The organism is Streptosporangium sp. NPDC049248, assembly GCF_040678965.1.
Classification (GTDB): Bacteria; Actinomycetota; Actinomycetes; order Streptosporangiales; family Streptosporangiaceae; genus Streptosporangium; species Streptosporangium fukuiense.
Genome location: NZ_JBFAQY010000005.1, coordinates 325073 through 338268, shown reverse-complemented (window position 1 = coordinate 338268; position 13196 = coordinate 325073). Strand labels below are relative to the sequence as shown.

12 protein-coding genes and 1 riboswitch are annotated in these 13196 nt (G+C 71.1%); of the genes, 2 read left to right on the top strand and 10 right to left on the bottom strand.

Going from position 1 to position 13196, the window contains the following annotated elements:
• Positions 1-13: 13 nt before the first annotated feature.
• The 9 genes from AB0K21_RS13165 to AB0K21_RS13125 all read right to left on the bottom strand — a co-directional run bounded on the left by AB0K21_RS13165 (position 14) and on the right by AB0K21_RS13125 (position 8611).
• Positions 14-1342, bottom strand: a complete 1329-nt coding sequence (locus AB0K21_RS13165; protein ID WP_364149679.1) for a cobyrinate a,c-diamide synthase — start codon at positions 1340-1342, stop codon at positions 14-16.
• Positions 1336-1938, bottom strand: coding sequence for a cob(I)yrinic acid a,c-diamide adenosyltransferase (gene cobO, locus AB0K21_RS13160; protein ID WP_364149677.1), 603 nt, complete (start codon positions 1936-1938; stop codon positions 1336-1338). Before cobO ends, AB0K21_RS13165 begins: the two co-directional genes overlap by 7 nt.
• Position 1939: 1 nt before the next feature.
• Positions 1940-4015 carry a putative cobaltochelatase gene (locus AB0K21_RS13155; protein ID WP_364149675.1) on the bottom strand — a complete coding sequence of 692 codons (2076 nt, stop codon included), beginning with the start codon at positions 4013-4015 and terminating at the stop codon, positions 1940-1942.
• Between the two features lie 49 nt (positions 4016-4064).
• Positions 4065-4790, bottom strand: a complete 726-nt coding sequence (locus AB0K21_RS13150; RefSeq protein ID WP_364149673.1) for a CbtA family protein — start codon at positions 4788-4790, stop codon at positions 4065-4067.
• Between the two features lie 9 nt (positions 4791-4799).
• The gene (locus AB0K21_RS13145) at positions 4800-4988 is read right to left on the bottom strand and encodes a CbtB domain-containing protein (RefSeq protein WP_326830249.1); all 189 of its coding nucleotides are present in this window, start codon (positions 4986-4988) and stop codon (positions 4800-4802) included.
• A gap of 30 nt (positions 4989-5018) precedes the next feature.
• A riboswitch (cobalamin riboswitch) is annotated at positions 5019-5151 on the bottom strand.
• Between the two features lie 165 nt (positions 5152-5316).
• Positions 5317-5955: a response regulator transcription factor gene (locus tag AB0K21_RS13140; protein ID WP_343968906.1), complete on the bottom strand. Its 639-nt coding sequence runs from the start codon at positions 5953-5955 to the stop codon at positions 5317-5319.
• Between the two features lie 3 nt (positions 5956-5958).
• Complete coding sequence (locus AB0K21_RS13135; RefSeq protein WP_343968904.1) at positions 5959-7179, bottom strand: sensor histidine kinase; 1221 nt, start codon at positions 7177-7179, stop codon at positions 5959-5961.
• Positions 7176-7898, bottom strand: coding sequence for an ABC transporter permease (locus AB0K21_RS13130; RefSeq protein WP_343968902.1), 723 nt, complete (start codon positions 7896-7898; stop codon positions 7176-7178). The genes AB0K21_RS13135 and AB0K21_RS13130 overlap by 4 nt, the downstream gene beginning before the upstream one ends.
• A complete protein-coding gene (locus AB0K21_RS13125) occupies positions 7898-8611 on the bottom strand; it encodes an ABC transporter ATP-binding protein (RefSeq protein ID WP_343968900.1) in 714 nt (237 codons plus the stop codon). Before AB0K21_RS13125 ends, AB0K21_RS13130 begins: the two co-directional genes overlap by 1 nt.
• A gap of 374 nt (positions 8612-8985) precedes the next feature.
• On the opposite strand from AB0K21_RS13125, the gene AB0K21_RS13120 reads away from it, so the two are divergent.
• The gene (locus AB0K21_RS13120; protein ID WP_343968898.1) at positions 8986-11328 is read left to right on the top strand and encodes a DUF4132 domain-containing protein; all 2343 of its coding nucleotides are present in this window, start codon (positions 8986-8988) and stop codon (positions 11326-11328) included.
• Between the two features lie 60 nt (positions 11329-11388).
• Here the strand turns inward: AB0K21_RS13120 and AB0K21_RS13115 are convergent, their stop codons facing one another.
• Positions 11389-11904: a hypothetical protein gene (locus AB0K21_RS13115; RefSeq protein ID WP_343968897.1), complete on the bottom strand. Its 516-nt coding sequence runs from the start codon at positions 11902-11904 to the stop codon at positions 11389-11391.
• A 223-nt stretch (positions 11905-12127) separates the two neighbouring features.
• On the opposite strand from AB0K21_RS13115, the gene AB0K21_RS13110 reads away from it, so the two are divergent.
• Positions 12128-13192 carry a DUF418 domain-containing protein gene (locus AB0K21_RS13110; protein WP_364149668.1) on the top strand — a complete coding sequence of 355 codons (1065 nt, stop codon included), beginning with the start codon at positions 12128-12130 and terminating at the stop codon, positions 13190-13192.
• The last annotated feature ends 4 nt before the right edge of the window (positions 13193-13196 follow it).

The following is a 13196-nucleotide window of genomic DNA, read 5'->3' as shown; positions in this document are numbered from 1 at the left end:
GGGTGGGGGCGGGTCAGCCGATGGCCGCGACCAGGCGTTCGGCCAGCTCGGGGCTGCCGGCCCAGTGCAGGTGCAGGTAGGAGGCGGCCAGCAGGGGCTCGGCGAAACCGTCGGCCGCGCCCCTCCAGCGGAACAGCGGCGGCGTCGCGTGCCCGGGATCGGTGGCCGTGCGGTGGAACTCGTGGCCCCGGTAGCGCTCGCCCTCGCGGGTGAGCACGGACTTGGCGGTCGCCACCGCGTCGCGGTAGCCCAGCGTGAGCCCGCCGGTCATCGTCGCGGTGATGTCGAGCCTTCCGCACATGGGATGGCCGTCCAGCTCGCGCGCCAGGTAGAGCAGCCCGGCGCACTCGGCGACGATCGGGCCGTCGAAGGCGGCCACCCGGCGGCGAAGCGGCTCGTTGGCGGACAGCTCCGCCGCGTACATCTCGGGGAAGCCGCCGCCGATGACGACCGCCCCGGTGTTGTCGGGGAGGCATTCGTCCCTGAGCGGGTCGAAGGTCACCACTTCGGCCCCCGCCGCCGCGAGCAGTTCGACCTGCTCGGCGTACCCGAAGGTGAACGCCGCCCCGCCCGCCACGGCCACCACCGGCCGCCTGCCGGCCCCGGTCACCGCCGGGAAGAGGAACGGGGTCCAGGGGCGCGCGGGCAGCGGTGGCGCCGAGCGTGCCAGGGCCACCAGTCCTTCGAGGTCGCAGGAGCCGGCGACCAGGGCGCCCATCCGCTCCACCGCCGCCACCGCGTCCCCGCTGCGCTCGGCCGCCGGGATCAGCCCGAGATGGCGGGAGGGGGTCGCCACCCCGTCCACCCGCGGGATCACGCCCAGTACCGAGATGCCGCTCTCGTCCAGCGCGGCGCGGCAGATCTCCTCGTGCCGCGGCGAGCCGACCCGGTTGAGGATCACCCCGGCCAGCCGGACCCGGGTGTCGAAGGAGACGAAGCCCTGCACCAGCGCGGCCACCGACCTGCCCTGCCGCGCGGCGTCCACCACGAGGACCACCGGCGCACCGATCAGCCTGGCGACGTGCGCGGTGGAGGCGAAGTCCCCGCTCCCGGCGCCGTCGTACAGGCCCATGACCCCCTCGACCACCGCGATGTCGGCGTCCCGCGCGCCGTGCAGGAGGAGCGGCGCGACCCGGTCCTCACCGGTCAGCCAGGGGTCGAGGTTGCGGCCGGGGCGTCCGGTGGCGAGTGCGTGGTAGCCGGGGTCGATGTAGTCGGGTCCCACCTTGTGCGGGGATACGCGCAGGCCCCGCGCGCGCAGCGCCGCCATCAGGCCGGTCGCGACGGTGGTCTTCCCGCTGCCCGAGGACGGCGCGGCGATCACCAGTCGCGGCACTACCATTCGATGCCCTTCTGGCCCTTCTGCCCGGCGTCCATCGGGTGCCTGACCTTGCCCATCTCGGTCACCAGGTCGGCGACCTCGACCAGCCTCGGGTCGGCGTCCCTGCCGGTGATCACGACGTGCTGGTTGCCCGGTCGCGCGGCCAGGGTGGCGACCACGTCGTCCACGTCCAGCCAGCCCCATTTCAGCGGGTAGGTGAACTCGTCGAGCACGTAGAAGCGGTAGGTCTCCGCGGCCAGGTCGCGCCTGATCTGCTCCCAGCCCTCGCGGGCGTCGGCGGCGTGGTCCTCCTCGCTGCCCGGCCGCTGGATCCACGACCAGCCCTCGCCCATCTTGTGCCAGGTCACGCTGCCGCCCTCGACGGACTCGCCGAGCAGCACGAGCGCCCGTTCCTCGCCGATGCGCCACTTCGCCGACTTGACGAACTGGAACACCCCGACCGGCCAGCCCTGGTTCCACGCGCGCAGCGCCATCCCGAAGGCGGCGGTGGACTTCCCCTTACCCGGCCCGGTGTGCACGATCAGCAGCGGCCGGTTGCGGCGCTGGCGCGTGGTGAGCCCGTCCTCGGGCACCGTGTCCGGCTTGCCCCGCGGCATCTCAGACCGCCTTCCGGTAGTCGGTCCTGTGGTCGCGGACGAGCCCGCCGAGCCCGCCGAGCCCACCGCCCGCCGCCGGCGCGTCGAGCCGTACGACGGGCGCGCCCAGTCTGGCCGCCAGGTCGAGGGCCAGACCGAGCCGTACCGGACCGCTCTCGCAGTCGACCACGACCGCCGCCGTACCGGCGAGCAGCGCGGCGGAGGCCGCCACGTCGGACCCCGAGGTGGCCCGGCCGTCGGTGACCACCACGAGCAGCGGCCTTCTGGCCGGGTCGCGCAGCCGTTCCACCCTGAGCACCTCGGCGGCCCGGCGCAGCCCGGCGGCCAGCGGGGTGCGACCGCCGGTCGGCAGCTCCCGCAGCCGCGCCGCGCCTACCTCGACCGAGGAGGTCGGGGGCAGCACCAACTCCGCCGTGGATCCCCTGAAGGTGATCAGCCCGACCTTGTCCCGCCGCTGGTAGGCGTCGAGCAGCAGGCTGAGCACGGCCGCCTTGACCTCGCGCATCCGCTGCCGGGCCGCCATGGAACCGCTCGCGTCCACCACGAAGAGCACCAGGTTGCCCTCCTTGCCCTCGCGGACGGCCTCGCGCAGGTCGGTGTCACGTACCAGCAGGCCGGGGCCACTGCGGCCGCGCTCGCGCTGGTACGGCGCGGCGGCGCGGAGCGTCGCCGGCAGGTGCGGCCGCTGGAGCCGCCCGGCGGGAACCCGCGATCCGGTGGTCCGCCCGTTGGGGGTCCGGGCCCGTGACCGCCGGCCCGAGGCGCCGTCGCCCAGCCCGGGGACCTGGAAGGGGCGCACCCGGTACGGTTCCGCGGCGGGAAGATCCGGCGGGGTGCCGTTCCCGTCGGAGGCACCTGGAGCAGCGGAGGCGCCGGCCCCGTCGTCGTGCGAGTCCCCCTCATCGGAACCGGCGCGCACGGAACCTTCCGCGGAGCCGCTCTCCGGAGCGTCCCCGGAGTCCGCGGATCCCTCGGGACCGTCCGAATCACCCGGACCGCCGGAGCCGCCCGGACCGCGGCCCGGGCCGCCGTCCGGGCCGCCGTCCGGACCGTCCGGCTCGTCGCCGCCGTGTTCCGCCAGCAGGTCGTCGAGCCGTGACTCGTCGAGGCCCGGCGCGTCGAACGGGTCCCGGCGGCGGCGGTGCGGCAGCGAGAGACGGGCCGCCGCGCGCACGTCCTCGGCCGTGACCTCGGCGCCGCCGCGCCAGGCCGCGTGCGCGACGGCCGCATTGGCCGTGACCAGATCGGCCCGGAGCCCGTCCACCTCGAAGGCGGCGCACACCGCCGCGATCTGGCGCAGCCGGGCGTCCGGCAGCACGACCTTGGTGACCCGCTCCCTGGCCTCGGCGATCCGCCGCGCCAGGGCCGCCTCCTGTTCCGCCCACCCGGCGGCGAAGGAGGCGGGATCGGCGTCGAAGGCCAGCCGGCGCCGTACCACCTCGGCCCGCTCGTCCGGATTCCTGGACGCCCGCACCTCGACGGTCAGCCCGAAACGGTCCAGGAGCTGTGGCCGCAGCTCGCCCTCCTCCGGGTTCATCGTGCCGACCAGCAGGAACCGCGCCGCGTGCCGTACCGAGACCGATTCGCGCTCGACGAAGCAGGTGCCGAGCGCGGCGGCGTCGAGCAGCAGGTCCACCAGGTGGTCGTGCAGCAGGTTGACCTCGTCGACGTAGAGGACACCTCGATGCGCGGCGGCGAGCAGGCCAGGCTCGAACGCCCGGACCCCCTCGGTGAGCGCGCGCTCGATGTCGAGCGCGCCGACCAGCCGGTCCTCCGACGCGCCGACGGGCAACTCCACCAGCGCGGCCGGACGCTCCTGACCGCTCTCGCCCGTACCGTGCGGGCCGTCGGGGCAGGCCGGATCCGGTTCGGCCGGGTCGCAGGAGAAGCGGCAGCCGGCGATCACCTTGACCCCGGGGAGCTGTGCGGCGAGCGCGCGGACGATCGTGGACTTGGCGGTCCCCTTCTCCCCCCGGACCAGCACACCGCCCACCCGTGGCGAGACCGCGTTGAGGATCAGCGCGAGCTTGAGGTCGTCGAGGCCGACGACGGCGCTGAACGGATAGGCACCGATCACGAGGTTTCTTTCTGCGAGATCCTGTTGACGTGTCCGGCCCGCCGAATATTCAGTTCGGGGCCGCCGCGAGCGCGTCACGGCGAACGACGCGCTGCACGGCGATGCCGTACAGGACGCCGATGGCCGACCAGAGCACGAGTTGGGTGCCGAGGGAGGAGACGCGGAAGTCCCACAGCAGCTGGGCGGGGAAGCCGTCGGGCACCTCGTTGACCGTCGGCAGCACGAGCAGGGTGACGATCACGGGGACCAGGAAACCGGCCACGCCGGCGAGCCAGGGCCTGGCCGGCACCTTGCGGGCGCAGGCCACGCCCACCGCCACGGACAGCAGGCCGATGGCGACCAGGACCAGGTAGAGCACGGTCCGGCTGCCGATGGTGTCCGGGTCACCGACGGCGGGCGGGTTGGCCGGGTACTTGACGAACGGCACCAGCACGAGCGCGACGAACGCCGTGGCGGCCATCGTCGCGGCCAGCACCGCGTCGGAGCGGGGGCCGATCCGGCCGCGCAGCCCGGCGAAGACGAGGGAGAAGACACCCCCCACGGACATGCCGTACAGGGCCAGGGCGAGGAAGAGCCCGGCCCGCTGGCCGGACCGGCTGACCAGTGCCTCCTCCCCGTGGGAGTGCCCGGCCTCGCTCTGGGCGTGGGAGGCGGCCTCTTCGAGCGCGATGGCCTGGTCGATGTTCGGCTCGCCCAGCAGGTAGGCGAACGCGGCGGCGATCAGCCCGGCGACCAGCCCGACGAGCAGGCCGCGGAGCAGCAGGGTACGTATCACGGCGCGCGTCTAGTGGCAGGGAACGCCGAGCAGGTGGCGCCCGTCGTGCATGAGTTCGTGCAGATAGTCGCCCGCCTGCGACACCACCCCCTGGTCGAAGGTGACCAGGTAGGCCACCAGCAGGAGCAGCGGAACCGCCACGAGCCAGCGGGCCAGGTGGGAAAGGGGAACGGGCTGAGAAACGGACAGCTCACGCATGAGTAGCCTCCTTGGGGATGACGCGTCCCGACATGTGAGGACGCGGCGGCCAAGTAACCTGGCTCCCGGAACTCACGTTCCGGATACAGTGGCGCGACCGCACCGGCTTCTCACCGGACTTCCCTCGGACCACCGCGAAATCGTCCGCAATGTAACCTTTTTTAGAGCGGGCCGTCAATGTGGGGTGATCTGTCACGGCACCGCGGACGCCGCTCCAGTCTGGTGTCCCCCATCTCTCCGGCGGAACGCACCGCGCGGGCCGCCTGCAGCAGGACACGGCTCACATGGTGACACCGGTACTCAGGACCGGCGCACCGGGCGCCCTTGATCAGGTCTCTGAAGCCCGCTTGAGCAGCCCGGTCTCGTAGGCCGCCGCCACCGCGGCGGCCCGGTCCTTCACCCCGAGTTTGGCGAAGATGTGCAGCAGGTGTGTCTTGACCGTCGCCTCGGTGATGAACAGCTTCGCGGCGACCTCGCGATTGGTGGCGCCGCGGGCGATCAGCCCGAGCACTTCGAGCTCCCGCCGGCTCAGCGTCTGCCGCTCGGGGGCGCGTACCTTCCGCGTGAGCAGCCCGGCCACGGCGGGGGACAGCACCGTCTCGCCGCGGGCGGCCGCCTGCGCGGCGCGGAGCAGCTCGACACGCGGGGTGTCCTTGAGCAGGTAGCCGGTGGCGCCCTGCTCGATGGCGGGCAGCACGTCCGCGTCGTTGTCGAACGTGGTCAGGACCAGCACGTTGATGCCCGGTTTCTGCTCGCGCAGCCGGCGGATCAGCTCGGTGCCGCTCATCTTCGGCATCCGCAGGTCCATGAGCACGAGATCGGGGTCGGTCAGCCGCGCCAGGGCGAGAGCCTCCGGCCCGTCGGCCGCCTCGCCGACGACCTCGAAGGCCTCATCGGTGGAGAAGATCTCGCGTAGCCCGTCGCGGACGACCGGGTGATCGTCCACGACGATGATACGAATCGGCATGCCTCACACGTTTCCGGGGTCGGCGGGGATGGCGGGCACCGTGGCGGAGACGCCCGTTCCCTGGCCGGGAGCGGTCTCGATCTCGAAGTCACCGGCCAGCCGGGTGACCCGCTGACGCATCGCGATGAGCCCGAATCCGCCCGCGACCGACAGGTTCACCGTCTGGGGGTCGAACCCGGATCCGTCGTCGCGCACGTCGAGCACCACCACATCCTCCATGTAGGACAGGGTAACGGCGACCCTGCTGGCAGAGGCGTGCTTGCCGACGTTGGCCAGCGCCTCCTGAGCCACTCGCAGCAGGGTCGTCTCCACTTCGGCGTGCAGCGGTCTGGCCTCGCCGGTGACCGACACCGGAACCGGCATGCCGGTCGTCTGTGACCAGGTGGCCGCGACGTCCTCGAGGGCGGCCGAGAGCTGGGCCTCCTCCAGCGGAGCAGGGCGCATCGCCAGAACCGACCGGCGGGCCTCGTTGAGACTGTCCCTGGCCAGCGTGCGTACGGTGTTCAGTCTGGAGCGGGCGGCAGGCACGTTCTCAATGACGTTCTCGGCGACTTCGAGCTGGGTGAGGATGGCGGTCAGCCCTTGGGCGATCGTGTCGTGGATCTCCCTGGCCATCCGCTGGCGCTCGCCGAGCACGCCCGCCTCGCGGGCGCTGGTCAGCAGTTGCGCCTGCAGTCTCGCCTTCTCCTCCGCCAGCTCGACCAGTTCGGTGCCGGCGGCCTTCAGCTGCGCGATCATTTCCTGGCGCTGCCGGCTCTGCTCCGAGATGGTCTGGATGAACAGGCCGACGGTCGAGGTGATCAGGACGGCGAGCAGGAAGGAGAAGACCATCTCGCTCGGCGGCCGGGGATCGGGGCGGACGCCGACCAGCACGGCGGCTGTGGCGGCCACCCCCAGGTAGGCCATCCACCCGCGCAGCAGGGCGAAGGACTGGACGAACGCGCCCAGACCGGCCACCGTGAACAGCGAGTCGATCCTGACCAGCACCGCGATGAAGGCGAGCATCACGATGAAGTAGACGATCGCCACCGCCGGCCGCTCGATCCGGCTGAATCGCGAGGAGACCATGAACCAGTGCCAGGCTCCGACGAACACCGCCAGGACCAGCACGTCCAGCCTCCAGTCCCGCAGCAGGGCGAAGACCGTCGGTAGCAGGATGAAGAGGTACGGCAGGACCGGCCAGGCGCGGTCCCATCGCGAGACGTCGGGTTCGGTGCCTGTCACCAGCGGAACGCCTTCAGCGCGGCCCCGCCGGCGACGATGAAGATCGCGGCCATGACGGCGAGGGTGAGCGGAGAGACGGGGTGGCCTTCCCAGCCGGCGCGGATGGCTTGGACGGCGGGTGCCATGGGGGTCAGGTCGCCGATGGAGCGCATCGACTCCGGCAGTGTCTCGCGGGCGCTCATGGCGCCGGAGACGAAGACCATGGGGAAGAAGACGGCCAGGCCGATCACCGTGGCGGCGCGGCCGCTGGGCACCAGGGCGCCGATGAGCAGCCCGATGGAACCGAGGCTGAGGGCGCCGAGGACCCAGGCGAGGACGACGTCGGCAAGGTTGGCCGGCCCGCTCAGGCCGTAGGCGGCCAGGCCGATGACGGTGAGCAGAGCGGTGCCGAGTACGGCCAGCAGCATGTGCGCGGCCCACTGGGCGCCGAAGATCATGGTGGAAGAGGCCGGGGTGGCGCGCAGCCGCTTGAGCACGTGGCGTTCGCGGTACTGGGCCAGGGTGGCCGGCAGGACGACCAGGGAGGCCAGGCCGACGACGAAGACGCTGAGCATCGGGACGACGGCGTCGATGACAGGCAGCCCGCCGGGCAGTGTGCCGCCGTTGCGCATCTTCACCCACAGGATGACCGCGGGGAAGGCCAGTGCGAAGAAGGCGGCCATCGGATCGCGCACGGCCAGTTTGAGTTCGATCGCGATGACGTTGCCGAGTCCCTTCATCACACGGTCCTCTCGATGAGTGTGAAGTAGGCGTCCTCAAGGGAGCCGGCGTGACTTCTGTCGATGAGCTCGCCGGGGCTGCCCTCGTGAACGACACGCCCCTGGTCGATTACGGCGATGCGGTCGCAGAGGGCCTCCGCCTCGTCCATGAAGTGGGTGACCAGCACGACGGTGACGCCGCGGTCGCGCATGTCGCGGATCAGTCCCCAGGTCAGCCGGCGGGCAGCGGGGTCCAGGCCGGTGGTCAGCTCGTCGAGGAAGACGACCTCGGGGTTGCCGACCAGGGCCAGCGCGATGAACAGGCGCTGCTTCCAGCCGCCGGACAGACCCGCGAAGCGGGCGCGCTTCTTCTCGGCCAGTCCCCATTCCTGCATCAGTGCGCGCCAGTCGGCAGGCTTGTCGTAGAAGGAGGCGTACATCCGCAGTGCCTCGCCGACCTTGATGGCGTCGGGCAGGGCGGCTTCCTGCAGTTGGGCGCCGATGCGCTGGAGCAGCTCATGTCGCCGGGTCCGCGGGTCCATGCCGAGCACGCGCAGGGTGCCGCCGTCGGGCTTGCGCAGTCCGGACGCGCACTCCACCACGGTGGTCTTGCCGGCTCCGTTGGGGCCGAGGATGCCGAAGATCTCGCCTCGCTCGACCGTCAGGGTGACGCTGTCCAGCGCCTTGTGTGTTCTGTAGCTCTTCTGCAAGCCGTTGATCTCGATGACTGCCATGTTTCGAGAATCCCCGCTCCGCCGGATCTCCGTAATCCACCGAATGGTTGATGGCGGCTGTCCAACCTGCGGGACGGCGCTTCAGCCCGTTGATCAGGCACGGTCACGGTTGCGGTCGCCGTCATCTCGATCATCATGGCCCGGATGTGCGGCCTGCCGGGTTTGTGACCGCACCGGCGGATGCGACGTGAAAAGGTTCGGGGCCGATACCTCACCCGCGTCAGTGCGCGGCCATGACGTCCCCGGTCCGAATCGGACGAGGAGGCGGAAGCGGCTTTCGTGGAGACAAGTCCGAATCACGGCAGGGGGAATCTGTCGGTTCCGGCTGATACCCATGATCACCCAGCGTTTCCGATCATTAGTGGAGCCATGTCATGACGTCAGCGGGCAAATGGGACCACATGGACCTGGCCACGAGGGCCGCCTACCAGCGGTTCGACGAGCTCACCGAGCAGGGACTCGACCCCGGCCCCGGCGTCGACTGGCGGGTCTACGGCACCTACGCGCAGATGAGGCTCTGGCTGGGGCCGGAAGGCGGCCACGACTACGACGAGCGGGTGCTGCGCGTGGTCCGGTCGGTGGCCGAGCGCGACATCGACTTCACCTACCGGGAGGCGCACCACCTCATGGGCCGGGCGGAGTACTGGGTGCGGCAGGGGCACACCCGCTACGAGGAGCTGTTCCGGATCCCGCTCGCGGCGGCCCGCCGGTTCGACTACCAGCTGCGCCGGGACCTGCTGCGCTGGCTGACGTCGGGAGCGTGGCTGAAGGACGCGCGGGCGCTCCTGGCCGAGCAGGTGACCGAGCTGCTCACCGAACCCGCCGAGCACGGCCCGGCCGGGGTGGTCCGGACCGAGATCGGGGACACCGACCACTTCGCCCGCATGCTGGCCGAGGAGTACGGCCCGCGCCTGGTCGAGGTGCTGCCGCTGTTCCGCCACTGGAACACCGCACGCTCGACCAAACCCAGCGCCCGGTGGCTCAGGAACGCCGCACGGATGCTCACCCCCGGCGCGGTCGCGCTGGTCCGTGAGCTGCTCACGCGGCTGGTGGCCTACCGGGGCGGAGACTGGGTCGTCCGCTATGACGACGAGGAGTGGCGGGACAAGGTCTTCCTCAAGGAGGACACCATCGTCGTGGTGCGCGGCATCCTGTGGACCTGCCAGGTCATCGACGAGCGCTGGGTGACCTCGCTCGTCACCGACGTCGCGATGACCTGCGGCACCGGCAGCAACGGGATGGGCTCCACGTGCCGCTGCGAACCCGTCACCAACGCCGCCGTCGGCGTCCTGGCCCGCAGGGGCGGCCTCGACGTGATCGTCCCGCTGTCCAGAATCCAGGCGAAGGTGCGCGCGAGGTCCGTACAGAGGAATCTGAGCCTCGCCCTCGACGCGGTGGCCGACGAGAACGGGCTGACCCGCGAGCAGCTGCTCGACCGGACGGTCCCCACCTTCGGCCTGGACACCGACGGCGTCCGCGAGGAGAAGATCGGCGACTACCGGGTCAGGCTGTGCGCCGACGTGCCCGCCCTGCGCTACGTGAACGCCGCCGGCAAGACCGTCAAGTCGCTGCCGAAGGATCTGCGCGCGGAGCTGTCCGATCTGCGGGCCATCCTGAAGGAGCTCAAGCTGACGCAGGCGGCCGAGCGGTCCCGCCTGGAACAGGCGATCGTCCATGAACGGACGTGGCACTGGCGCGAGGTGACCGAGTACTTCCTCGACCATCCCGTCACCGGCCCCTACGCCCGCGCCCTGGTCTGGCAGATCGCCGGCGGCCCGGCGGCCCTGCCGGTCAAGACCGCCGACGGCTGGGAACTGGCCGGCCACCGCCCCGCCCCCGACGCCGTGGCGGGCCTGTGGCACCCGATCCACGCGACCGCCGACGAGGTGGCGGCGTGGCGCGACCGTCTTCTCGAAGGTGGTGTACGCCAGCCGTTCAAGCAGGTCTTCCGCGAGCTCTACCTGCTGACCCCCGCCGAGGAGCGGACCGGCACCTTCTCCAACCGTTTCGCCGGCCACATTCTGCGCTACGGCCAGGCCCGGACCCTGCTGGGCCAGCGCGGCTGGACCGGCCGGTCGATCGGCAACTGGGACTACGAGAACGGCGGCGACCAGGGCGAGGTGGTGCGCGACCTGGCGGGCTGGCAGGCCCGCTGGGCCATGCACATCGTCTCCGCCCCCGGGGCCGAGACCACCATGCTGTGCGCCACCGAGAGCATCACCTTCCACCGCGACGGGCGACCGGCGTCGATGGCCGATCTGCCGCCGCTGGTGCTGTCGGAGATCCTCCGCGAGGCCGACCTCGCCGTGGGCGTGGCCTCGGTCGCCCGCGACGACCAGGCGCTGATCGGCCACGAACGCTATTGGCGCTCCCACGGCTTCGGCGAGCTGACGGAGACGGCCAAGACCCGGCGCGAGGTGCTGGCGCGGCTGCTGCCGAAACTGAAGATCTCCTCCCGGGTGGAGCTGACCGACAGATTCCTTCTCGTACGGGGTGATCTGAGGACGTACAAGATCCATCTGGGGTCGACGAACATCCTGATGGAGCCCAACGACGCGTACCTGTGCGTCGTCCCGGCGAGCGGGCGCGCGGCCGGATCGGTGTTCCTGCCGTTCGAGGACGACGGGGGGACGCTGTCGGTGATCCTTTCGAAGGCGTACCTCCTGGCCGACGACACGGCGATCACCGACCCGACGATCACCCGGCAGCTCGGCTGAACGACCACTCGGACACCGCTGCCATGGATGATCATCGGCCTGGAGCGCAGGCGTTCAACATCAGCAGTTCCTGGCCGAAGGTGCGCAGAATCGGACCTCGGGGTAGCGCGGAGAGGGCTTGTCCAGCAGGGGCTGCGGCTTGCCGCGCAGCTGCAGGTCGAAGAAGGCGGCGACGTACTTACGGGTGATGTCCATCGAGCGGGTTTCCTTCAGGCCGCCGCCGAGATCCACACCGAGCTGCTGGAGCAGCATGTCGTAGTCGGTGAAGGACGGGTGCAGCGCCCCCTTCACCACCAGCCAGCGTTTCCACCCGGTCAGGTGCTCCCAGTCACGTTTCCAGGTGCTGTCGTCCGAGGGGGCGCCCATCAACATGAACGGTCGCGCCAGTCCGCTCCCGGGGATCGGGAGGAACATGCTGCCGTCCATGTTGATCCCAGCGCGCACCCGGGAGTCCTTCAACATGGTCTCCGGGGCGGCGGCCCCTCCGATGGACTGGCCCGCCATCGCGATCCGGGCCGGATCGATCAGGGCGCTGCCCTTCCACTTGGGCCGCGGACCGGTCAACTGGTCGAGCACGAATGGGAATCCGGCGTGGTGAGCCGGGCGACGGAGGGGTTGCCGAAATACAAGTGAGTCGGTACCTCAGCGCGTGGCCGGAGGAGAAGATCGTGCGCTGAAAGCACGCCGACATCTAGCGACTGACATCTGCGCTGAAATCGGCCGAAAGTATGGTCGCAGACCGCGAGACCCGACTTGTGGTCGATGTCCGTACCGGGCCGCGTCCGCATGATGAGGCCCCATGCCCTATGAAGATCACGCTCCGGGACCGAACCCCGGAGATCCGACCGGCGCTCCCGGTGCCCCCTCCGCCCGCGCCGAGGCGACGGCATGGGAGACCCCGCAGACGACCTCTCCCGGCCGGGCGCGTATCGCCGCGCTCGACGTTCTGCGCGGGTTCACGCTGTGTGAGATCCTGCTCGCCAACATCCAGTTGATAGCCGACGGCGGCACCGCCGTCGTGGCGCAGCCCCTGGGGGACTGGGACCCTTGGCTCGGGCTCCCGATTTTCTCCCTGCTGTTCGGCATCGGGTTCTCGCTGCTGCTGGACTCCGCCGCGAACCGCGCCCCCCGCCCACGGCTGGCCCTGCTGCGCCGGCTTCTGACGCTGCTCGCGATCGGCCTCGTACACATGCTGCTGTGGCCGGGCGAAGTCCTGACCAAGTACGCCATCGCCGGCCTGCTGGTGCTGCTGCCCTCGAGCTGGCTGCCGCGGTGGGCCGTGGCCGGCCTCTCCGCCGCGTTCGTGACAGGGGCGGTGATCAGCGGGGGCGGGCCCCTGCTGATCGCCGGGCTGTTCCTGCTGGGCTCGGCACTGGTCCGGTACGGGGTGATCGAGAAGATCGAACGGTCCACCCGAGGGCCGCTCCTGCTGGGCCTGGTCTTCGCGGCGGGACTGGCCGCCGCCCTATGGGTACAGGCCGACATGCGGGCCGTGGGGGCCACGACGTACCTGCCTGCCACGACCACCCTGGCCGATCTGCTGCTCGCCGGTATATACGTGTGCGTCCTGCTGGTCCTGCTCAGAACACCGCTGCGACCGGCGCTGCGGTTCGTCTTCGCGCCACTGGGCCGGATGGCGCTGACCAATTACCTGACCGCCACACTCCTCGTTCTGGCGGCCGCTCACGTCCTCGGCCTGCCGATCGGCCAGTCGTCGTCGGCCGCGTTCCAAGCCGCGGGAGTCATCCTGGCGGCCCAGTGGCTGTTCTCCACTCTCTGGCTGCGCCGCTATCGCCAGGGCCCCATGGAGTGGCTCTGGCGCTGGGCCACCTGGGCCCGCCGTCCCACCCTGCGCATCCCATGAGCTG

What these genes read in the sequence shown, in the direction of transcription:
- AB0K21_RS13120 (WP_343968898.1), top strand. Translation starts at nt 8,986, where the DNA reads ATGACGTCAGCGGGCAAATGGGACCACATGGACCTGGCCACGAGGGCC.
- AB0K21_RS13125 (WP_343968900.1), bottom strand. Translation starts at nt 8,611, where the DNA reads ATGGCAGTCATCGAGATCAACGGCTTGCAGAAGAGCTACAGAACACAC.
- AB0K21_RS13145 (WP_326830249.1), bottom strand. Translation starts at nt 4,988, where the DNA reads ATGCGTGAGCTGTCCGTTTCTCAGCCCGTTCCCCTTTCCCACCTGGCC.
- AB0K21_RS13130 (WP_343968902.1), bottom strand. Translation starts at nt 7,898, where the DNA reads ATGAAGGGACTCGGCAACGTCATCGCGATCGAACTCAAACTGGCCGTG.
- AB0K21_RS13140 (WP_343968906.1), bottom strand. Translation starts at nt 5,955, where the DNA reads ATGCCGATTCGTATCATCGTCGTGGACGATCACCCGGTCGTCCGCGAC.
- AB0K21_RS13165 (WP_364149679.1), bottom strand. Translation starts at nt 1,342, where the DNA reads ATGGTAGTGCCGCGACTGGTGATCGCCGCGCCGTCCTCGGGCAGCGGG.
- cobO (WP_364149677.1), bottom strand. Translation starts at nt 1,938, where the DNA reads ATGCCGCGGGGCAAGCCGGACACGGTGCCCGAGGACGGGCTCACCACG.
- AB0K21_RS13110 (WP_364149668.1), top strand. Translation starts at nt 12,128, where the DNA reads ATGCCCTATGAAGATCACGCTCCGGGACCGAACCCCGGAGATCCGACC.